At 43.7% G+C, this 22762-nt stretch carries 12 protein-coding genes; 4 read left to right on the plus strand and 8 right to left on the minus strand.

Going from position 1 to position 22762, the window contains the following annotated elements:
- The first annotated feature begins 49 nt into the window (after positions 1–49).
- Positions 50–1345, plus strand: coding sequence for a hypothetical protein (locus tag IQ276_RS35330; protein WP_235116266.1), 1296 nt, complete (start codon positions 50–52; stop codon positions 1343–1345).
- Between the two features lie 502 nt (positions 1346–1847).
- Positions 1848–3821 carry a M10 family metallopeptidase C-terminal domain-containing protein gene (locus IQ276_RS35335; protein ID WP_193918704.1) on the plus strand — a complete coding sequence of 658 codons (1974 nt, stop codon included), beginning with the start codon at positions 1848–1850 and terminating at the stop codon, positions 3819–3821.
- Positions 3822–3918: 97 nt separating this feature from the next.
- Here the strand turns inward: IQ276_RS35335 and IQ276_RS35340 are convergent, their stop codons facing one another.
- The 3 genes from IQ276_RS35340 to IQ276_RS35350 all read right to left on the minus strand — a co-directional run bounded on the left by IQ276_RS35340 (position 3919) and on the right by IQ276_RS35350 (position 6536).
- Positions 3919–4740, minus strand: coding sequence for a hypothetical protein (locus tag IQ276_RS35340; protein ID WP_193918702.1), 822 nt, complete (start codon positions 4738–4740; stop codon positions 3919–3921).
- A gap of 385 nt (positions 4741–5125) precedes the next feature.
- Entirely contained in the window at positions 5126–5920 is a 795-nt protein-coding gene (locus IQ276_RS35345; protein WP_193918700.1) for a superoxide dismutase, read from the minus strand.
- 265 nt (positions 5921–6185) lie between these two features.
- Positions 6186–6536, minus strand: a complete 351-nt coding sequence (locus tag IQ276_RS35350; protein WP_193918698.1) for a phage holin family protein — start codon at positions 6534–6536, stop codon at positions 6186–6188.
- A gap of 495 nt (positions 6537–7031) precedes the next feature.
- On the opposite strand from IQ276_RS35350, the gene IQ276_RS35355 reads away from it, so the two are divergent.
- Positions 7032–7403 carry a hypothetical protein gene (locus tag IQ276_RS35355; RefSeq protein WP_193918696.1) on the plus strand — a complete coding sequence of 124 codons (372 nt, stop codon included), beginning with the start codon at positions 7032–7034 and terminating at the stop codon, positions 7401–7403.
- An 85-nt stretch (positions 7404–7488) separates the two neighbouring features.
- Here the strand turns inward: IQ276_RS35355 and IQ276_RS35360 are convergent, their stop codons facing one another.
- The 4 genes from IQ276_RS35360 to ccmP form a co-directional block, all read right to left on the minus strand.
- Complete coding sequence (locus IQ276_RS35360; RefSeq protein ID WP_190883936.1) at positions 7489–8619, minus strand: site-2 protease family protein; 1131 nt, start codon at positions 8617–8619, stop codon at positions 7489–7491.
- Positions 8620–8977: 358 nt separating this feature from the next.
- Positions 8978–10675 (minus strand): fasciclin domain-containing protein, encoded by a 1698-nt coding sequence (locus tag IQ276_RS35365; protein WP_190883935.1) that lies wholly within the window; start codon positions 10673–10675, stop codon positions 8978–8980.
- 635 nt (positions 10676–11310) lie between these two features.
- Positions 11311–12117 (minus strand): pentapeptide repeat-containing protein, encoded by an 807-nt coding sequence (locus IQ276_RS35370; RefSeq protein WP_193921249.1) that lies wholly within the window; start codon positions 12115–12117, stop codon positions 11311–11313.
- A 125-nt stretch (positions 12118–12242) separates the two neighbouring features.
- Positions 12243–12881: a beta-carboxysome protein CcmP gene (gene ccmP / locus IQ276_RS35375; RefSeq protein WP_190883933.1), complete on the minus strand. Its 639-nt coding sequence runs from the start codon at positions 12879–12881 to the stop codon at positions 12243–12245.
- Between the two features lie 1284 nt (positions 12882–14165).
- Between ccmP and IQ276_RS35380 the strand changes: the two genes are divergently transcribed.
- Positions 14166–21881 (plus strand): beta strand repeat-containing protein, encoded by a 7716-nt coding sequence (locus IQ276_RS35380; protein ID WP_235116267.1) that lies wholly within the window; start codon positions 14166–14168, stop codon positions 21879–21881.
- Here IQ276_RS35380 and IQ276_RS35385 read toward each other — a convergent pair.
- Positions 21848–22608, minus strand: a protein-coding gene (locus IQ276_RS35385; RefSeq protein WP_373690472.1) for an IS5 family transposase whose coding sequence is annotated in 2 segments (ribosomal slippage) — positions 21848–22273 and positions 22276–22608 — 759 coding nt in all. Because the reading frame shifts where the segments join, the coding sequence is not laid out codon by codon here. The genes IQ276_RS35380 and IQ276_RS35385 overlap by 34 nt on opposite strands.
- Positions 22609–22762: the final 154 nt, after the last annotated feature.

Genomic DNA, 22762 nt, shown 5'->3' on the forward strand with positions numbered 1-22762 from the left:
CCCAATCCCCAATCCCCAATCCCCAATCCCCATTTACCGGAGGTACATCTTGCCTAAATTAACTGTTCAAAGAATTGCTATGCCGAAGGCGGTTCGCCTAGCGAGTATCGCATTTTCATCTGTTGCAGTAGTACTCACTGCTTGTCAGTCTGCTTTTGCACAGCTAAATATTGGTCGTTATGGTATCCAACGAGGACTGGAGTATGAGTATCTTCAGTACCAAATCAATAACCAGAATCTAAGTCAGATGCGAGTAATTCCTGCATGTAATGTGGGATTTGGTTTGACTTGCAATAAGACTGGAACCGTAATCCAGCGATTACTTGAGGTAAACAGTGGGACTAACTATCAAAATCTTCTGATACGAGCAGCTGGTGGGGAGAAAAATTTCCAGAATTTCGCTAGCTTTTACGGTAACAATCCGAATCTCTCTGCGGTGCCTTTCGCTTCATTTTGGAGAAAAGAATCCTCCACAATCATGGATGGCTCTCAATACGTCCTTGGACAACCTTTTGGTCGTAATCCAGTTGAAGGACTCGGACTTGTAACCAAGCAGTTCTACTGGGCACCATACTCAGGAGTCAATAACTCCGTTAGCCTCCGCAATGGACTACTAGACTTGAAAATGTCATACGGACGGCTGCTGTTTGAGGAGGCCTCAAAAATTTCCAACCTGAAAGAGCAGATTGAATCTCTAGGTCTATCGCCAGAAATGACGAATTTTTATGTAGATAAAATTTCTAGAGGCTTAGATGCGCTGAATTCTGGAGATCAGAGCCTACTCGAAAAGAGGATTTTTGAAGTACTATCCTTTCCATACTCCGAAGACGGTGGGGAATTCGGACGCCCCAATAATGTGATTCCAGAAGAATTTAATCAACTGTTGGGAGAAGATATCCCAGGAGATATTTTGCTGGGTGAGAATCCAATACCGTTGGATGCAGAAGCAATAAACCTCGATAATTTCCCTGGTTCTGAGGGAGATGTCATGGCACAAGACAGTTCTAATTCTTTTCCACTCTGGCCAATAGTTGGAGCTGGGGGTCTTGCTTTAATTCTGCTTCTACTACTGGATGGCGGTAGTTCTTCAGGTCAGCCATCTATTTCTTCTTCCACAAATACACCTTTGTCTCTCACCGGCAAAGGAGAATGCGATCTGACTCCCAATAATAACGGTTCCGATCACACACACGTTATTGAAATTCCATGTAGTGTTACTCCTCCAACCCCTACGGAAGTGAAGAAAGTAGTCGAGCCATCTACGGCCAAAGCCTTAATATTGCTAATTGTTCTACTGTGCATACTCCGTTACAAACAACAAACTTTAAAAATTCGTAGTTCGTAAGGTAAGGGCGAATGGCACTAAGTTAAGCTGAAGGGTATGCAGCGTAAGGATTGCAGAGGGACAGGGGTGCTATTCGGTGGAGAGGGGAATTTCTAAATATCCGTTCGTATACCTAAAACTTCTTCTTTCTCCCCTGCTCGTCCGCTCCTCTGTACCCCTGCTGCCTCAAAGATTTTCCCTTTTCTTAGTGCCATTCACGTAAGGGCACACCAATTATTCACACTCCCCTGGCTAAATCTGCTAGATAATTGAGGTATATCAGTAAAAATCCGAATAAATTGGTGAAATTACTGTGGAATTTTCTGGAATGACCATTAGTTCACTTGTATATACCCTCTAGAACACCGATTTTATAATATACGAGACTGAGAAACCCTGTTTTAAGGTTTTTCACAACCAAACATTCGTTGTTACAACCCAAGGAAACCTGGCTTTTTCGTCATGATTGTGAATACTAAATTGGTGTTCTAGACAAAAAATATTAACTTTACAGGAGTTGATTATGAGTCCATCTACTAAAGCAACAATTAGTGCCGATTTAATCCCTGTTACGCAGCTACAACTCGAACAAGGAAGGGCAGACGCTTATGGAGGCACTACGTCTGTAACAAATACGACAAAAACTAATGTTAATAACATTGATGGTTTGTTAATAGGAACTGAATGGCTGTCGAACACAGTGACCTTCAGCTTCACTAGCAGCTTTACCAACGACTACGAAGATGAATCTGGCTATCCCGATTCGGTGGTACACGCTTCCAGCTTTCAAACCCTGAACGCGACCCAACGTGCTGTTGCACGCCAGTGGTTTGATATGTACGAGTCTGTCTCTGGACTCAACATGGTCGAACTGACCGGTGCTAGCGATCGCGATGCCACGATCCGCATAGCAGAGTCGAACGACCCTGGCACAGCTTATGCCTATTACCCTGGAAACAGTGTTGCAGCAGGCGATGTATGGTTCAATACATCTGATTACAATAACCCAGTGATCGGGAACTATGCTTATCACACTTTCGGGCATGAGTTTGGACATGCGCTGGGACTAAAGCATGGTCATGAGACTGGTGGCATCTCAAACGTCGCAATGGATGCTAACCGCGACTCTATGGAGTTCTCGATTATGACCTATCGCTCTTATGTGGGCGACCCTCTCAGTGGCGGATACTCGAACGAGACCTGGGGGTATGCACAATCGTTGATGATGTACGACATCAGAGCGATTCAGCAGATGTACGGTGCGAATTTTAATCATAACTCCGGCAACACGACTTACACTTTCTCGACCACAACTGGAGAAATGTTTGTCAATGGTATCGGACAAGGTACACCAGGTGGCAACCGCATCTTTCGCACGATCTGGGATGGTAATGGCATAGATACCTATAACTTCTCAAACTACACTACCAATCTGGCGATCAATTTGGAACCAGGCAATTGGACTAATCTCAACGTCGGCGGTAATTTCCAACGAGCCAATCTAGGTGATGGCAACTATGCCCGGGGACATGTGTTTAATGCCCTACAGTTCAACGGCGACACCCGTTCTTTGATCGAAAATGCCAACGGTGGCTCAGGCAATGACAACATCAAGGGCAACAGCGCCAACAACGTTTTGCGCGGCAATGGGGGCAACGACACAATCAGTGGTGGTGGTGGCGATGATTACATGGATGGTGGTGCGGGAGTAGACACCGTTGATTACACACATTGGAGTGGTGGTGGCACTTACAACCTCAGCACTGGTGTAGCATCCTTCCCTGGCTTCTATAACGAAGAGATTCTCAACTTCGAGAACATCCTGACCGGCGGTGGCAATGACAACATAATTGGTAGCGGAGCAAATAACCGCATCATTGCTGGCGCTGGTAACGATACAGTCAGTGGTGGTGGTGGCGATGATTACATGGATGGTGGCGCCGGAGTAGACACCATTGATTACACACATTGGAGTGGTGGTGGTACTTACAACCTCGGCACTGGTGTAGCATCCTTCCCTGGCTTCTATAACGAAGAGATTCTCAACTTCGAGAACATCCTGACCGGCGGTGGCAATGACAACATAATTGGTAGCGGAGCAAATAACCGAATTGTCGCTGGTGCTGGTAACGATACAATCGTTGGCGGATTAGGCAATGATACCTTGACTGGCAATGCAGGTGCAGACCACTTTAGATTCCGGTCTTTAAGTGATGGTGTTGACCGGATTACAGATTTCAGCGTACTCAATGATACAATTGATGTCTCAGCGGCTGGTTTCGGAGGAGGATTAGTAGCTGGAGCATTCATTACATCGGCTCAATTTGTTATCGGCGCGGTTGCGACTGATGCATTTGACCGATTCATCTATAACAGTACCAGTGGCGCTCTCTCTTTTGATAGAGATGGAAGCCTTGGAACCTTTAATCAATTTCAGATAGCTACACTTAGTGCTGGGCTTGCCATGACGAATAATGATATTTTCGTCATAGCTTAGTTTCAGTTCGGTAATTCCTATCTAGCAAGTCATTGAAATCTAAATAGTCGTAACCAAAGTGGGCAAGGGAAAATCAAAAACCTTAAAAGTTCCTTGCCTACTCTTTCACAATTTTTAAGCGACAATGCCAAGAGGCATAGTATGTGTATTGTTTGATATTTTCTAGTTGAACCTGTGAAAGATTATCTTCAGGTGATGCTGGTGGGAAAGGTACTGTTTGATTGCATAGTCGGAACAAGCTTGCATCCAGATATTCCAGTTTGCCGCTCGCACCATAAATAGCTCTTTCAATATTTAGCGCTCCTTTGCCCCATCTTTGACATCCTAAAGAGCCATGAGAAGGGTCAGAATATAGTTGACGGGAGTAAATCATTACATCTGTTATTGGTGTTGACCTACTATTGCCAAATTCATAAATCCCAGGCTTTAATTCATCTGTTTTTGCTGCAATTTGCACGTCTGCAACATTTCCCATAGCAGGTCTAGCTGCTGTAGCCTGCTGACATGCTCGAGTAGTATCTGATTGGCATTGCTGCTCAGGCACACTGCTGATTCTGAAAAGATATTCAATAGTATCATCCTGTTTGGTAAGAATAATATCGAAAGCCCCGTTTTTGTCGTGAGTAATAAACTCTTTATATTTATCTGAATCTGTCGCAATTGCAGCAGGAAATTTGACATAAGCGTTAAACTTAAATTCCTGTGCATGTAGATGGGTTGTACCATAGTCTTCATTTGAGGATTGGGAAAGTTCTTGATTGTTAGACTCAAGACTCTGTATTTGGCGATGAGTTATTTGATGTCCATTATTTAGGAAAGAAAAGTTCTCTTGAAAAAATCGGTTTACAACAGTGAATAGAACTAATGTAAGAACTGCAACACTAAAAATTAAAAAATACTTTCTAAAATATCTTTTCATTAGACAATACCTTCGCCAAAAAAAAGAGGATGAGGAGAGGGTCGAGGTAGTAGAGTTATTGTCTTCCACAACGACAACTCAAAAGCTACAACAAGCCCATGTTGGACATACTAACACTGTGGAAGATGCTTTATACCAGAGATCAACGCCAGGACGATAGATACAACAAATGACAACAGGCGTGAGGTACAGATAATTGTACGGAACATGGCTGTGCCCATACCCATGTACTTCATTTAGGGACTTCCAGAAAATAAATTATCCCAAATTATTTGTACATTTTTCGGGTAGCACAGCTGTGCTACCCTACTATGGAATATTTTTTTCCTTGAAAGTCCCTTAACACAATTGCATTTGTCTTGATAGCGATCGCTTCTAAATAGTGCTACTGTTTTGATGAGAGTTGCGCTCGCCTGTTAATCTGCGGCCAGTTCACTACATTCCACCAATTATTTAAATAGTCAGCACGACGGTTGCGATATTTAAGGTAATAAGCATGTTCCCAAACATCATTACCCAAAATCGGGTATAAACCGTCCATAATCGGGTTATCTTGATTGGCTGTAGTCACAATCTGGAGTTGATTTTGAGGGTTACGTGCTAGCCAAACCCAACCACTTCCGAAACGAGCTGCGCCAGCTGCGTTAAACTGTTTTTTAAAGGCATCGAAACTGCCAAAAGTTTGGTTAATTTCTTGAGCGATGCTTCCTGTGGGTTGTCCACCACCTTGGGGACTCATCAGTTGCCAAAAAATCGTATGGTTGAGGTGACCACCAGCATTATTGCGTACCTTTGTCCGAATATTTTCTGGTACGCTGTTCAAATCCACTAGTAAACTTTCAACACTTCTTTTTTGCAAATCTGGATACTGCTTCAATGCATCATTTAAGTTGTTGACGTAGCTAGCGTGATGCGCGTCATGATGCAATTTCATAGTTTCAGCATCAATAGCTTTTGCTAGCGCCCCATAACCGTAAGGCAATGGTGGTAATTGTGCGGGAGAAGCACTGAGTGCCCTATTCGGATAAGCTACAGAAAGAAGCGACCTATTAGTTGTTGTTGGTGTTGTTGTAGAAGGTTGTGCCTCAGCTATAGGTACTGGATTGTAAGAGATTATCAGAATTGCCAGCACAATTGTTGTGATAAAAAAAATTATTGTTTCTCGCAAAAATCTGATCATAAATTATTGCCTCGAAATCAATATTAGTAATTTGTAATCTAATGATTGAGTATTGTTTTACAGCTCAATCAATCTAGATATATGTCTTATATCATAATCTGTCTAGTTACTGAGCAATAAAAAATTTATACTTCACAATCAACGCGTTATTTCCCACAATATAGAATATTTGGAACATCGATACTGGTATCACTTTTTGATTTTATTAAAAACTAAATTGCGGTATGAAATTATTTTTAATTTTTGTTCAAAAATACCTAGTTTCTCAGGTAATTTGAGCCACGATATTCAAGAGAATAGAATTAATAATTGCCAAAGCAATTGAGCCACTTAACGCACTCCAAAAACCCCACCTTAAGCGAAAACCTTCTACTAGATAAGCTGCCAATGCAAAAATAATTGCATTCAAAATAAAGAAGAATAAGCCAACGGTAAGGATAATCAAGGGTAAGGTAAACAAACTGAGTATTGGTAGCAAAATCGCATTTAAAATTCCGAAAACAACCGCTGCGATCGCCGCTTTTTTAAAACCATCAATTTCTATACCCAAAGGTAATCTAGAAATAATCAAAAAACTGATAGTAGTAATTAACCAAGTTAGGAAAATATCAAGCATAATTATTTCTCCAATTATTTATATCAGTGGATAATTCCAGTTTTAAATTAACCTGAGTAATAAATATTACTCTGAATTAATTTAGGTGTAATGTCCAGCAAATTTCGAGAAAATCGAGAAAATTATTCCAAAAATAATAACATAAAAGTATGAACTTTTGAGAATTTTGTATAATTTATTCCCCTGGATATATAGCTATAAATCATAAGCAAAACTCTTGACAGATATAGCTGAAATTTTATTTTGCTAAACCTATAATTAAAACCTTGTAATCTTGTATTTGAACTTTCATCTGATGTACTCAAAACTGTGGATTCATTTTCAGTTAATTAAAATACAAGTGAATAAACCTAATTCATCAACACACACACTTACTTAATTTTTTTATCCGTATTTTTTTAACATCGACAATATGGATAATTTTTGAAGTCAGAATTTATAAGTCACCATTTCAAAAAATCAAGGAATTAAAGACCATAGCAAAAGGTAAATAATATGTATGATAATCAAATCCTGCAAATATCTGTACCAGCCAATAGAAATTTAGATTACGCAATCCAGAATGAAATTAAAAATGAGCAACCACCAAGAAATGAATTAACTATCCCTGATATAGCTATATCTTTATCACCCCTTGGATTTATCATTGGTTGGGTAGTTTTTTTGCTGATCTTGCAAAAAATACGGTCATTTTTAGATTACAAGATGGTTTTTCCCACAAATAGTTCACACAAAGTTCCTTGTAAAAGCTGTCGATTTTATTCAAATAATAATTATCTAAAATGTGCAGTCAAACCTTCTATTGTTCTAACTGAAGAAGCGAGAAATTGCTCTGAATATTCAGCGAATAAGAAGAGATTTTACTGAAAAAATCTCCTGGAATAGAAGAATATTCATTAAGTTGACATTCTAATATTACTTGCCACATTTCAGATTTTTATTTCTGCTGTATTCAGCGCATCTGGTTGCCTAAATCTCGCTGGCGCTGTAACCAATGTGCTACATCATTGGCAGTGATAATGCCTTTGAGTGAACCATTTTGAGTTACAAGCACACGACGAATTCCTGATTCTTGCATTTTTTCCAAGACCTGAGACATTTGTTCTTCTGGACGAACGGTAACTCCTGTATGCATAGGAATCATTGTCTCTCTAACAGTGCGATCGCTCCATTCTTGGCGCGGGACATCCTTGACCTGATTTAAGGTAATAATACCCACAGTATGGCTATCTTGAACTACTGGGAAAGACTGATAACGACGACTGAGTAAATATTTGTCCACTAAATCTTGTAGCGTCAAGTCAGTATTTACCGTTTCTGGATAGGGAGTCATGATTTCCTGTGCCCTGACTCCTTCGAGACTTGTACGGATCAAAAGCTCCTCGTAGCCAGCTTCTGCGGCGTTGTATAAGAACCAACCAATCAAAATCAACCAGAGTCCACTCAACAGGGCTGAACCAAACAACTCCCAGAAGCCAAGGGCAATCAACAGATATGCTAACCATTTACCGCCCATCGAGGCGATTTGAGTCGCCTTTTGTTTGTTGCCGGTATACTTCCAAATAATCGAGCGGAAAACGCGACCGCCATCTAGAGGAAATCCAGGTAGCATATTGAAAATGGCAAGGATGAGGTTAATAGAGGCAAGGTAAGACGCAACGCCTGTAACCACAACACTCCATCCCGCAGTTTTACCGATATGCCAAATCAAGCCAAACACAGCAGCCAGCACTAAGCTAGTAAAAGGCCCGACAATGGCAATTTGGAACTCATCATCAGGACGTTCAGCATCCATACGAGTGCGCGACACCCCACCAAAGATAAACAGAGTGATACCTTCGACAGGAATTCCTTTAGCCCTAGCCACAAAGGAGTGAGAAAGCTCATGAGCCAGCAGCGAGGCAAAGAACAGAAGCGTTGCTACTAGACCCATACCGAAGTAAGTTGCATTGGCAAGTCCTGGATAGTTGGTTGGAAATAGACCTGCGCTTAATGTCCATAGGACGAGGAAGACAATTAACAGCCAGGACAAATCTACTCGGATTTCAAACCCGAAAATAGAACCTAAGCGAAAACCTTGCATATATTCCTCTTTTTTAAAGCAATTTTTGTCTATAAATGCTGTTGCGAAAAAAAGAAACAGGTGAGTGATACTAAATCACCAAAAGCATAGGAAATCACAATCCTTACTTCCTCTGGCAAACGATAGATGTTGGAAAATACGGCCAAAGTAAGCTTTTCACTAGTCCTGCCACACGACTTTTATAATTGTTCCAAAATTTATTTGTCTGTACTTAATACCCAATCCCTAATCCCCAGTCCCTTCTACTAACAATAGACCTGCCTGGAAAATCCAATTATCCAGGCAGGTCTAATGTGTTTTTTATGTGTTGTGGGAGCAAAAAACGCGCCCTTTACTTGGGCGCTCATATCAATAATGCTTAGAAGTTGTAGCCAACCCCTAATAGCAATCCGACATCAGTTTCATCCATAAAAGCGGCATTTACAGCACCTGTAAGTGTGAATCGAGTACCTAAAGGAACATCTACACCACCAGTTAGCAATAATCCAATATCAGTATCGAGATTAGCTTCAATAGCTACACCAGCACCCAGATAAGGAGATATGCTCAGGGTTCGTTGACCCACCGAACCTGCTGTACGTTGAGAAAAATCATAAGTCAACGGAACCAGAAATACTGTATCGTCTCCAAACAGCACTGACGGTCTTACTGACAGATTGTTTGTCAGACCAAGTTTGCTGATGACTGTAAAGTTACCTTCGCTCAAAGCTGTATCGCCACCGGTTAAACCAATGTTACCAGCAACTCCGATATAGCTTCTGCCACCACGAGTAGCTCTACCTACATCTACACCAGATGTTCCACCATTAGTAGTGCCTCCTTGTTGGGGCTGCTGATTTAACTGACTGATATTAATATCAGGCGGGATGAGGACTTGGTTAATTGCATGGATAACACCATTGCTGGCTGGGACATCCGCCTGGATGACTCTAGCATTATTGACTGTGACTTGATTGTTAGTGCGATCGATTTGAATATTTACAGGTCTTTCTTCAATGGTTTTCAGTTCGCCGTTTGAGAGTTGACTACCAGTTACCGCACCAGAAACTACGTGATAACTCAAAATCTTAACCAATGCTTCTCTGTTCTGTGGTTGCTGCAATTGTTCTAAGGTAGCAGCGGGTAAAGCAGCAAATGCATCATTTGTGGGAGCGAAAACAGTATAAGGACCTGGCTGTTGAAGAGTTTCTGCTAAACCGGCTGTCTTTAATAAAGAAGTCAGTGTTGTAAAAGAATTACTGGATGCAGCCAGAGAAACAATATCGTTACCTGTTTGAGTGCCGCTACCAGATCCAGCGACAATATACTGAGTAGCTGGCAGATTGCTAGCAATGGGTTGTAGCCGTCCCTGTCTCACTAAAGCTTGATATAAAAGTGCTGCTGCTTCAGCACGAGTTAGGGCTTGTTGGGGATTGAGTTGTTTAACATCTGGGTAGTTGACAACAAGACTAGCTTGTGTTGCTGCTGCTACACTACTAACGGCATAGTTGGGGATAGCTGAAGCATCGGTGTAGTAGGTACTAAGAATACTTGTATCGCTAGCAGACAAACCCAAGCCATTGCTGATAGAAACGATCGCTTCTACCTTGGGTATTTGTTGATTTGGTCTAAATACATTCCCTGGATAACCTGACAAAAACCCAATTTCGTAGGCGTTCTGAATTGCTGAAGCTGCCCAATAGCCAGCAGGAACATCACTAAATCCACCCGCACTCAATTGGCGAATTCGGTTTTGGTTACCGAAAGCTTTTTGAATGAGGGCGGCAAATTCAGCACGAGTCACAGATTGATTCGGCCTAAAGCTGCCATCAGGAAAGCCACTAATTACATTATTGTCAGCTAGAGCTTGAATAAATGGACGTGCCCAGTAATCTGAAGTCACATCTGATAAATTAACTGTTGAAGTTGGGGATGGTGTAGCAGATGGAGTAGTACTTGGAACAGTGTTTTGAGATGAAGCTGGTGCGGAAATCACAATGGGAGCTACTGTGGCAGTTGTCATTCCCAGAACTAGCAAAGCAACCCTGAGTGATGACCAACGAAACAAACTAGACATTACAATATCCTCCAGGAGAAAAAGTGATTGAACAAGGCGAAAGGTAAAAGGTAAACTTCAAAAGAAGCATGAATTGAATATTAGTTTTACTTTTTACTTTTTGCTTTTTGTTGGATTTTTCCAGAACCGCAGATAACACTAAGAATAAAAAGAGATACTGTGGTCGTCTGATATATTGCAATCATCAAGACAGCTGCTACAGTCGAGCGATTTTATCAGGTATAGAATCGCACTCAAACAGTATATTATCTGGCTTTCAATAGCCGTGTCTTTATAATTGCTGAGAGAGGTTAATACGGTCAAGCTTGATGCATCATGAGATTTATTAATATTTAAGAAAGGCAAATGCGTGTTTGCGGTATTAAGTAATATTCTTGAGCTATTATCTAAATTACACAACTAACTAATGGCTGTAATTTGTGGTAATATTTTCACTCTTTAGATAGTTGTCCCTCAGGCTAAATTTAATAATGCTAGAGTGTAAATCAGCGATCGCAATCAAAATTTTCGACCATGATTAACCTCAGATTTTTGACTAGCTATTCAGCAGAAACTAAGTTTTAAAGCCAGCTATCAAGCCTGTTTTACTTAAGACTTCTGAATTCTAAATTCTGAATTCTGCTATATCTGATTGACTAATCGTGCTTTGAAGAGTCAGGCATAATTGCTTCTTCAAAATTGACACCGCTGAGGTTAGCTCCCCTCAGGTCAGCTCCTCTGAGGTTTGCTTTTCTCAGATTTGCCCCTGCCAAATTCGCTCGTCTAAGGTTAGTCCAACTTAAATCTGCTTGGCTCAAGTCAGCCTCATTTAAGTTAGCAGAGAATAAATATGCACCACTGAGATGAGCCTTGGTCAAATTAGCTTTATACAAATCAGTTTTATAAAGATAAGCTCCCAACATTTCGGCTTCGTATAAACTAGCCTCGCCCAAATCAGCCCCAATCAAGTTAGCTTCAATAAGGTTAGCAAAACAGAGATTAGCCCGAATCAGTTTTGCTGCATCTAAATCTGCCTCCCTCAAGTTAGCGCTTTTTAAGTCAGTACCAATAAGATTAGCATGAGTAAGTGTAGCACCTCTGAGATTCGCCTCACTCAAGTCAGCACCAATCAAATTGGCATCACTCAAATCTGCCTGTGAAAGTGTAGCACCGCTCAGGTTAGCAACACTGAAGTTAGCACCACTCATGTTAGCTTCAATGAGCAAGGCTTTACAGAGGTTTGCGCCACTGAGTTCAGCATTGCTGAGGTTTGCCCGCACAAGTAAAGCGTTAGCTAAATCTACCTTGCTCAAATTCGCCCCCCGCAGGTCTGCACCTCTGAGGTTATCTCCTTGCAAGTTTGCCGCGTTGAGGTCTGGTTGAATCTCGGGATTTTTCTTTCTCCACTCAGTCCATGTAACTGCACCTGCTTTGAGTAAAACCAGATGCTCTCGATTTGCCATTTTCTCTCCTTTAGGGAACTCCAAAAATTAAATTACTCTACTCATCCATTCCAGACAGCTATGACATTTATTCCTCCCCCACCTCCCCTGCTCCCCAAAGCGATTGATTATTTTTTGAAAGTCCTTTATTCCTGACGCCCACTCTGAGGATTTCGACCAGGTACACTTTCAATAGCCGTTAATGCTCCCGCTGCACCTGCTAGAATATCTCGTTCTTCTCCACCCAAGTAAAGCCGTCCAAAACTTCCTACAGCTTGCACCTCAAGAATGTTAATCGACGCTGCTTTCTCTGCTTCATTCGCAGCCAAGGCGGCGTAAGCAGCAGGCTCTACTTCTAATACATATAGCGTTTGCCCTGCTAATAGAAGTTGTCCCCGACGCGTGCGATTGATAAGTTGTGTTTGGTAAGCATCGATGTTGCGAATAATTTGGCTAGAAACAACACGGGGTTTGAGACATTGCTCTCTTCGGACTCCCAGCATTGCCAAAATGGCTTGGCCAGCAGCTCGCGTTTCCCCTTGGGAGCCAGAATGAACTTCTAATAAACCATAGAGGCGTTCAACTACCTGTACTCCCGGGCGCACAGAAGCAGCTTTCAGGGCTACATCTGTAATTTTATTAATTTCGATACCAGGTGAGATTTCAATCCACAGTGATGTATCTCCTGGTAGTGGTAAGAAACCTTGGGCTACTGTTCCCATATATGCTGCATGTTGAGGTTGCAGGCTGTCGAGAAACACGAAACTGCGTAGTTCTATTCCCAAGATTTTGGTCTCCAGTCATGAGTAAAAGTTATCTATTGCACTATATCAGCGCCTAACTTGTGGTATTCTAGCCACAAATGAAGGATGAAAAAACACAAAGTGGAAAAATTTTGCTCTCCATAAATCTTATAGGACTAGCTCTTTCAAAGTGAGCATCTGTACTATCCAAGTTTTTACAGTATTTCACACATCGGCTGGAATTGAACAAAGAATCTATCTATGCATGAAACTCCCAATTTTTAGACTGTAAATCAAGCACTCGCCTGAGCAAAAATCCCAAAAATGGGTTAAAGGACTTCCAGCAAGTTAATGGTTTCAAAACTAAATTCTAAGACTGCGATCGCAGTAGAGTAAATCAAACTTTCAGTTTTTTCTCTGGCGAGAATAATAAAAAAACTAAAATAAATATTTCAAATATTATAAATGTTAATCCAAATAGTTATTTATCTTAATCTTATATTTAGCATAAATATGCAATTATACTTATTAAGTATTTATATATAGGACTCGTATTTGATTTATGAACAAAACTCACTACACTTAATCTTCTATAATTCTGTTGCATGAGTAACTTTTGCCTACCTACACAAATAATTTCAGTAATCAAACCGGATTCCTATAGGACTCACATTTGATTTTTGAAATATACGTAGGCTAACGCACCATACATATACTCACTCCGACGCATGGCTTTCTTGACCACTTGCTCTAAGTTCGAGTCAGGGTTTTTATCGTGGCATCAAAAGATGTGCGGCTTTTTAATGTAACTAGCATTTGACAAACTGGCAAATAGCCATTCCATCTCTGATTGAAAAGGACTATGAAATTTTACCATAAATGAGGGAATCTATGATTTACACAGTCATTGATTGGTTGTTGAAAGCATGGAAAAAGTATTCTTTAGATTACTCTATAATAATTTACAAATAGCCTAGAAACTAAGTTAAAAAATATTATTTGTCAATAATTAGAAAATACTAGACAATTTACAAAAACCTTGATTTAGTATATTATTTTCCAAAATAAACGTTTAAATCATCGCTCGACTCAAAAAAGGTTGCTCTTATTTTTATTGTTTCAGAGTGATTAAATTTCTCATGGGCAATTGTCCATGAGAAATTGAAAAAACATTTATATTTTTTAGGAGAAAATTTTAATTAAATCAAAGTTTTAGAATTTTGCTTTGATTATTGTTTTCCGAGAGCGACAAAACAGAGTTATTCAACCTTGCAAAAGGTCAAAATTTCAATTCATTCCCAAAGCAATTACCGTATAAAAATTAACATGCCAAGTGTAACTATTAATATTGCAGGTCGAGGGACGGCTCTTGCTTCTGGCGGAACGTCGTCCGTTGGGCATATGTGGTACTCACTGACAGATAACAATGGAAATACAACAAGCTATGGATTTGCTCCAGATGCTCAACATCATGGGAGTCCATTTGCACCGGGTCAAGTTTACAATAATGACAACACTAACTATTTATCTCGGGATTACTCCAGAACTATAGAGATTTCTCAGGCACAATACGATGCCATGAGGAACTTTGGAGAAAATCCACAAGGTAATGGTTTCAGCACTTATTATAACGGAATTAACAATAGTTGTATTGACTTTACTTGGAGAGCCCTTGAAATAGGTGGGCTTAATCCCTCGGGATTTCAAGGTGATGTGTGGCCTGTCAATAATATTGATGATGTAGAGAATCTTGTCGGTGGAGATCCTTTTACAGGAAAGCCGTGGCCTGGCGCACCTATTAGTGACCTTCAAGACGCATTCAACACTGCTGGAGTCACCCGCAGTCCTCTCATTTTGGATCTAGACGGCGACGGCGTAGAGACTATTGGCACTAGTGAAGGCATTCACTTTGACCACGACGGCAATAACTTTGCTGAAACTACAGGCTGGGTCGGCAAAGATGATGGTTTGTTGGTTTGGGATAAAAATGGCAACGGCAGCATCGACGACGGTTCAGAGCTTTTTGGCAACAGCACCACCTTAGCCGCTGGCGGCAAAGCCAGCAATGGGTTCAAGGCACTCGCTGATTTAGATGCCAACCATGACGGCAAAGTGGATGCAAACGATGCCGCCTTCGCCCAACTGCGGGTTTGGAAAGACGGTAACAGTGACGGATTCGTGCAGGCAGGTGAACTCAAGAGCTTAACTGACGCAGGGGTTAAAAGCTTCAATACAGCTTATACTGAACCCGGCGTGGTTGATGCTAATGGTGATGTTCCCGCTAGCGTCATTGATGCCAACGGTAACCAGCATCGGCAAGTAGGCAGCTACACCCGGCTCAATGGCACTACTGCCAAAATGGAAGATGTATGGTTTAAGGCAGATACTGCCCGCACAGTTGATAAAAACCTTGTTGTGGTGAGTGCCACTATAGCTGCTTTGCCTGAAGTAAAGGGTTTTGGAAATGTGCATAGCCTCCACCAAGCTATGGCGCGAGATACCAGTGGCAAACTACAGAGTTTGGTGACGCAATTTGGACAAACAACCGATGCTCAAGTGCGCCAAGGTTTAATGAACGAGTTGCTTTACCGTTGGGCTGGAGTGCAAGACGTTGATCCTAATAGTCGTGCAGCAACTCAGATTTACGGCAATGCAATAGGTGATGCTCGTAAGCTTGCCACCTTAGAGGCATTTCTAGGCCAAGGTTACTTGGGTACATGGTGCTGGGGTACTCGTGACCCCAATCCACACGGACAAGCCGCGCCCATCCTGCTTGGTGCCTTTAATCTCTTATCAAGCTACGTATATAGTCAGTTGATGCTGCAAATGCAATATAGATCCTTGCTCGAAAGCATCGATGTGAACGTTAGTGATAGCGCAATAACTTTAGATGTCACTCAACTTGCATCCATACTCCGCACTCAATATAACGCTAATACAGATCAAGGCGCAGCATATCTAAGTGAGTTTGCAACTAGCCTCAAAACTATCGGTATCTTCGGGACTGAAGTCATTTCCAGCTTGCGTCAACTAGGTAACGTCAACACTACAGGATTTGATTTCTTCCTGGCAACTTTGGGATTCAATTCTTTGACCGGGACGGCAGGCAATGACTATTTGACTGGCTCAGCCAGCGATGATGTCATTAATGGGCTGGCAGGTAACGACAATATCAGTGCAGGTGCAGGCAAAAACAGCGTCAACGGTGGAGTAGGTGACGACATTATCACAGCCGGAGCGGGTAATGACGCGATCGATGGCGGCGATGGTAATGATCTTATTGAGAGTGGAACTGGGAATAATACCCTCCAAGGTGGAGCCGGCAATGACATCATTAGTGGAGCAGGCACCCTAACTGGGGGTACGGGTAACGATGTACTGACTGGTTATAACGGCACAACGGATACCTTTGGATTCAATGTGGGTGATGGTGCTGACACAATCAGTACTTACGAGTCCACAGGCGTCGCCAACGATGTCCTGAAGTTTGGGGCAGGCATTACAGCAGCCAGCTTGAAGTTAGAACGCATTGGTTACGATTTAATCTTTAAGATTGGCAGCAATGGCGACCAAGTGCGAGTCAGCAACTGGTATTACGGTGCTTATTACCAATTGGCAAAACTTCAGTTTGCGGACAATACGTTTTTGACTAATGCCCAAATCAGCCAGTTGTCGGTGAGCCAAACTGGTACCACAGGTAATGACTATCTCTATGGCTCAGCCAGCAATGATCTGATTGATGGGCTAGCAGGTAACGACTACATCAGTGCAGGTGACGGTAACAACACTGTCAGTGGTGGATTGGGTGATGACAACATCAGTGCGGGAGTGGGCAACGATTCCCTCAATGGTGGCGATGGCAATGACAATATCCAAGGGGGGGCTGGAACTAATACCCTCCAAGGTGGAGCCGGCAATGACACCATTAGTGGAGCAGGCACCCTAACTGGGGGTACGGGTAACGATGTACTGACTGGTTATAACGGCACAACGGATACCTTTGTCTTCAGTGTGGGTGATGGTGCTGACACAATCAGTACTTACGAGTCCACAGGCGTCGCCAACGATGTCCTGAAGTTTGGGGCAGGCATTACAGCAGCCAGCTTGAAGTTAGAACGCATTGGTTACGATTTAATCTTTAAGATTGGCAGCAATGGCGACCAAGTGCGAGTCAGCAACTGGTATTACGGTGCTTATTACCAATTGGCAAAACTTCAGTTTGCGGACAATACGTTTTTGACTAATGCCCAAATCAGCCAGTTGTCGGTGAGCCAAACTGGTACCACAGGTAATGACTATCTCTATGGCTCAGCCAGCAATGATCTGATTGATGGGCTAGCAGGTAACGACTACATCAGTGCAGGTGACGGTAACAACACTGTCAGTGGTGGATTGGGTGATGACAACATCAGTGCGGGAGTGGGCAACGATTCCCTCAATGGTGGCGATGGCAATGACAATATCCAAGGGGGGGCTGGAACTAATACCCTCCAAGGTGGAGCCGGCAATGACACCATTAGTGGAGCAGGCACCCTAACTGGGGGTACGGGTAACGATGTACTGACTGGTTATAACGGCACAACGGATACCTTTGTCTTCAGTGTGGGTGATGGTGCTGACACAATCAGTACTTACGAGTCCACAGGCGTCGCCAACGATGTCCTGAAGTTTGGGGCAGGCATTACAGCAGCCAGCTTGAAGTTAGAACGCATTGGTTACGATTTAATCTTTAAGATTGGCAGCAATGGCGACCAAGTGCGAGTCAGCAACTGGTATTACGGTGCTTATTACCAATTGGCAAAACTTCAGTTTGCGGACAATACGTTTTTGACTAATGCCCAAATCAGCCAGTTGTCGGTGAGCCAAACTGGTACCACAGGTAATGACTATCTCTATGGCTCAGCCAGCAATGATCTGATTGATGGGCTAGCAGGTAACGACTACATCAGTGCAGGTGACGGTAACAACACTGTCAGTGGTGGATTGGGTGATGACAACATCAGTGCGGGAGTGGGCAACGATTCCCTCAATGGTGGCGATGGCAATGACAATATCCAAGGGGGGGCTGGAACTAATACCCTCCAAGGTGGAGCCGGCAATGACACCATTAGTGGAGCAGGCACCCTAACTGGGGGTACGGGTAACGATGTACTGACTGGTTATAACGGCACAACGGATACCTTTGTCTTCAGTGTGGGTGATGGTGCTGACACAATCAGTACTTACGAGTCCACAGGCGTCGCCAACGATGTCCTGAAGTTTGGGGCAGGCATTACAGCAGCCAGCTTGAAGTTAGAACGCATTGGTTACGATTTAATCTTTAAGATTGGCAGCAATGGCGACCAAGTGCGAGTCAGCAACTGGTATTACGGTGCTTATTACCAATTGGCAAAACTTCAGTTTGCGGACAATACGTTTTTGACTAATGCCCAAATCAGCCAGTTGTCGGTGAGCCAAACTGGTACCACAGGTAATGACTATCTCTATGGCTCAGCCAGCAATGATCTGATTGATGGGCTAGCAGGTAACGACTACATCAGTGCAGGTGACGGTAACAACACTGTCAGTGGTGGATTGGGTGATGACAACATCAGTGCGGGAGTGGGCAACGATTCCCTCAATGGTGGCGATGGCAATGACAATATCCAAGGGGGGGCTGGAACTAATACCCTCCAAGGTGGAGCCGGCAATGACACCATTAGTGGAGCAGGCACCCTAACTGGGGGTACGGGTAACGATGTACTGACTGGTTATAACGGCACAACGGATACCTTTGTCTTCAGTGTGGGTGATGGTGCTGACACAATCAGTACTTACGAGTCCACAGGCGTCGCCAACGATGTCCTGAAGTTTGGGGCAGGCATTACAGCAGCCAGCTTGAAGTTAGAACGCATTGGTTACGATTTAATCTTTAAGATTGGCAGCAATGGCGACCAAGTGCGAGTCAGCAACTGGTATTACGGTGCTTATTACCAATTGGCAAAACTTCAGTTTGCGGACAATACGTTTTTGACTAATGCCCAAATCAGCCAGTTGTCGGTGAGCCAAACTGGTACCACAGGTAATGACTATCTCTATGGCTCAGCCAGCAATGATCTGATTGATGGGCTAGCAGGTAACGACTACATCAGTGCAGGTGACGGTAACAACACTGTCAGTGGTGGATTGGGTGATGACAACATCAGTGCGGGAGTGGGCAACGATTCCCTCAATGGTGGCGATGGCAATGACAATATCCAAGGGGGGGCTGGAACTAATACCCTCCAAGGTGGAGCCGGCAATGACACCATTAGTGGAGCAGGCACCCTAACTGGGGGTACGGGTAACGATGTACTGACTGGTTATAACGGCACAACGGATACCTTTGTCTTCAGTGTGGGTGATGGTGCTGACACAATCAGTACTTACGAGTCCACAGGCGTCGCCAACGATGTCCTGAAGTTTGGGGCAGGCATTACAGCAGCCAGCTTGAAGTTAGAACGCATTGGTTACGATTTAATCTTTAAGATTGGCAGCAATGGCGACCAAGTGCGAGTCAGCAACTGGTATTACGGTGCTTATTACCAATTGGCAAAACTTCAGTTTGCGGACAATACGTTTTTGACTAATGCCCAAATCAGCCAGTTGTCGGTGAGCCAAACTGGTACCACAGGTAATGACTATCTCTATGGCTCAGCCAGCAATGATCTGATTGATGGGCTAGCAGGTAACGACTACATCAGTGCAGGTGACGGTAACAACACTGTCAGTGGTGGATTGGGTGATGACAACATCAGTGCGGGAGTGGGCAACGATTCCCTCAATGGTGGCGATGGCAATGACAATATCCAAGGGGGGGCTGGAACTAATACCCTCCAAGGTGGAGCCGGCAATGACACCATTAGTGGAGCAGGCACCCTAACTGGGGGTACGGGTAACGATGTACTGACTGGTTATAACGGCACAACGGATACCTTTGTCTTCAGTGTGGGTGATGGTGCTGACACAATCAGTACTTACGAGTCCACAGGCGTCGCCAACGATGTCCTGAAGTTTGGGGCAGGCATTACAGCAGCCAGCTTGAAGTTAGAACGCATTGGTTACGATTTAATCTTTAAGATTGGCAGCAATGGCGACCAAGTGCGAGTCAGCAACTGGTATTACGGTGCTTATTACCAATTGGCAAAACTTCAGTTTGCGGACAATACGTTTTTGACTAATGCCCAAATCAGCCAGTTGTCGGTGAGCCAAACTGGTACCACAGGTAATGACTATCTCTATGGCTCAGCCAGCAATGATCTGATTGATGGGCTAGCAGGTAACGACTACATCAGTGCAGGTGACGGTAACAACACTGTCAGTGGTGGATTGGGTGATGACAACATCAGTGCGGGAGTGGGCAACGATTCCCTCAATGGTGGCGATGGCAATGACAATATCCAAGGGGGGGCTGGAACTAATACCCTCCAAGGTGGAGCCGGCAATGACACCATTAGTGGAGCAGGCACCCTAACTGGGGGTACGGGTAACGATGTACTGACTGGTTATAACGGCACAACGGATACCTTTGTCTTCAGTGTGGGTGATGGTGCTGACACAATCAGTACTTACGAGTCCACAGGCGTCGCCAACGATGTCCTGAAGTTTGGGGCAGGCATTACAGCAGCCAGCTTGAAGTTAGAACGCATTGGTTACGATTTAATCTTTAAGATTGGCAGCAATGGCGACCAAGTGCGAGTCAGCAACTGGTATTACGGTGCTTATTACCAATTGGCAAAACTTCAGTTTGCGGACAATACGTTTTTGACTAATGCCCAAATCAGCCAGTTGTCGGTGAGCCAAACTGGTACCACAGGTAATGACTATCTCTATGGCTCAGCCAGCAATGATCTGATTGATGGGCTAGCAGGTAACGACTACATCAGTGCAGGTGACGGTAACAACACTGTCAGTGGTGGATTGGGTGATGACAACATCAGTGCGGGAGTGGGCAACGATTCCCTCAATGGTGGCGATGGCAATGACAATATCCAAGGGGGGGCTGGAACTAATACCCTCCAAGGTGGAGCCGGCAATGACACCATTAGTGGAGCAGGCACCCTAACTGGGGGTACGGGTAACGATGTACTGACTGGTTATAACGGCACAACGGATACCTTTGTCTTCAGTGTGGGTGATGGTGCTGACACAATCAGTACTTACGAGTCCACAGGCGTCGCCAACGATGTCCTGAAGTTTGGGGCAGGCATTACAGCAGCCAGCTTGAAGTTAGAACGCATTGGTTACGATTTAATCTTTAAGATTGGCAGCAATGGCGACCAAGTGCGAGTCAGCAACTGGTATTACGGTGCTTATTACCAATTGGCAAAACTTCAGTTTGCGGACAATACGTTTTTGACTAATGCCCAAATCAGCCAGTTGTCGGTGAGCCAAACTGGTACCACAGGTAATGACTATCTCTATGGCTCAGCCAGCAATGATCTGATTGATGGGCTAGCAGGTAACGACTACATCAGTGCAGGTGACGGTAACAACACTGTCAGTGGTGGATTGGGTGATGACAACATCAGTGCGGGAGTGGGCAACGATTCCCTCAATGGTGGCGATGGCAATGACAATATCCAAGGGGGGGCTGGGAATGATATTCTTACTGGCTCAGGTGGCAAAGATATCCTTGTTGGTGGTTTAGGTAGCGATCGCTTTGATTACCGCAACCTAACCGATTCACTCTTAGCTAACTTTGATATCATTAGTGACTTCAATGCCGGAACCGATAACGACTTCTTCCGAGTTAGTACCCCCCGAACAGCATTTGGCAATGGCATAGCTGTAGCTACTTTGGATACAGCAGGCATTAGTGCCAAGCTCACCACTGCTTTGTTTGCTGCCAATGCCGCTGCCCAATTCACTTTCGGAAGTCGTACTTTTGTTGCTATCAACGATGCTACGGCCGGCTTTAATGCCAGCACCGACGCCATCATAGAAGTGACCAATCTCACCGGAACCCTTGGACTAACTAGGGCGTGTCATCAATTGAGCCAAATGACAGAAGCAGCCAAATAAATTGCACCCAGAAAGTTGGCAGCGCGTTTGTCGTAGCGCGTTGCGATCGCTCGGTACTGCTTGAGTTTGGCAAAAAAGTTTTCAATGAGATGACGGGCTTTGTATAAATCTCGGTCGTAGTCACGAGGTCTGGTACGGTTGCGTTTAGGAGGAATCACTGCGGTTTTGCCCTGTGCCTGAAGTCGCTCAATTACTCGCTCATCGGCATCATAGCCTTTATCTGCCAGTACTGTGTCCGCCACAATATTGGGTAGCAGTTGGTCAGAGCCATCAAGATCACAAGCTTGTCCGGGTGTCAGGTGAAAGCTCAGTGGGTTGCCCAAAGCATCTACCACAGCATGAATCTTAGTACTCAATCCCCCTTTGCTGCGACCAATGGCTTCTGTGGACGCATCCCCCCCTTTGCACCCGCACTATGCTGGTGGGCGCGGACAATTGTCGAGTCAATCATGGCATATTCGTTATCGGCATCATCGGCCAAGTGCTGAAACACCAGCTCCCACACGCCTGTTTTTGACCATCGACTGAAGCGGGTGTGAATCACCCGAAAATCCCCGAATCTCGATGGCAAGTCACGCCAGGGAATGCCTGCTCGATAACGATATAATACTGCTTCAACAAACAATCGATTATCTTTAGCTGTGGCTCCCACATAGCCCTCTCGCCCAGGTAGCAGGTCTTTGATTCTCTCCCACTGATCATCTCGTAGTGCGTATCGGCGCGTCATCGGTTTCAATAGTGTTTATTCTTTTCCAGCAGTTCTGATTCCAGTTTATCTAATTGATGACATGCCCTAACTTTACAACCTAATAAACGTAGAAATAACAAGAGGAAAGTCCTCCATTGAACTTTCCTCTCTACCTTTTAAATGTTGGCACTCA

Origin of the sequence: Desmonostoc muscorum LEGE 12446 (genome assembly GCF_015207005.2) — a bacterium.
In the GTDB taxonomy this organism is placed as follows: Bacteria; Cyanobacteriota; Cyanobacteriia; order Cyanobacteriales; family Nostocaceae; genus Nostoc; species Nostoc muscorum.

Coding starts and splice junctions, on each gene's coding strand:
- IQ276_RS35345 (WP_193918700.1), bottom strand. CDS start 5,920: ATGATCAGATTTTTGCGAGAAACAATAATTTTTTTTATCACAACAATT.
- IQ276_RS35335 (WP_193918704.1), top strand. CDS start 1,848: ATGAGTCCATCTACTAAAGCAACAATTAGTGCCGATTTAATCCCTGTT.
- IQ276_RS35355 (WP_193918696.1), top strand. CDS start 7,032: ATGTATGATAATCAAATCCTGCAAATATCTGTACCAGCCAATAGAAAT.
- IQ276_RS35380 (WP_235116267.1), top strand. CDS start 14,166: ATGCCAAGTGTAACTATTAATATTGCAGGTCGAGGGACGGCTCTTGCT.
- IQ276_RS35365 (WP_190883935.1), bottom strand. CDS start 10,675: ATGTCTAGTTTGTTTCGTTGGTCATCACTCAGGGTTGCTTTGCTAGTT.
- IQ276_RS35350 (WP_193918698.1), bottom strand. CDS start 6,536: ATGCTTGATATTTTCCTAACTTGGTTAATTACTACTATCAGTTTTTTG.
- IQ276_RS35360 (WP_190883936.1), bottom strand. CDS start 8,619: ATGCAAGGTTTTCGCTTAGGTTCTATTTTCGGGTTTGAAATCCGAGTA.
- IQ276_RS35370 (WP_193921249.1), bottom strand. CDS start 12,117: ATGGCAAATCGAGAGCATCTGGTTTTACTCAAAGCAGGTGCAGTTACA.
- IQ276_RS35340 (WP_193918702.1), bottom strand. CDS start 4,740: ATGAAAAGATATTTTAGAAAGTATTTTTTAATTTTTAGTGTTGCAGTT.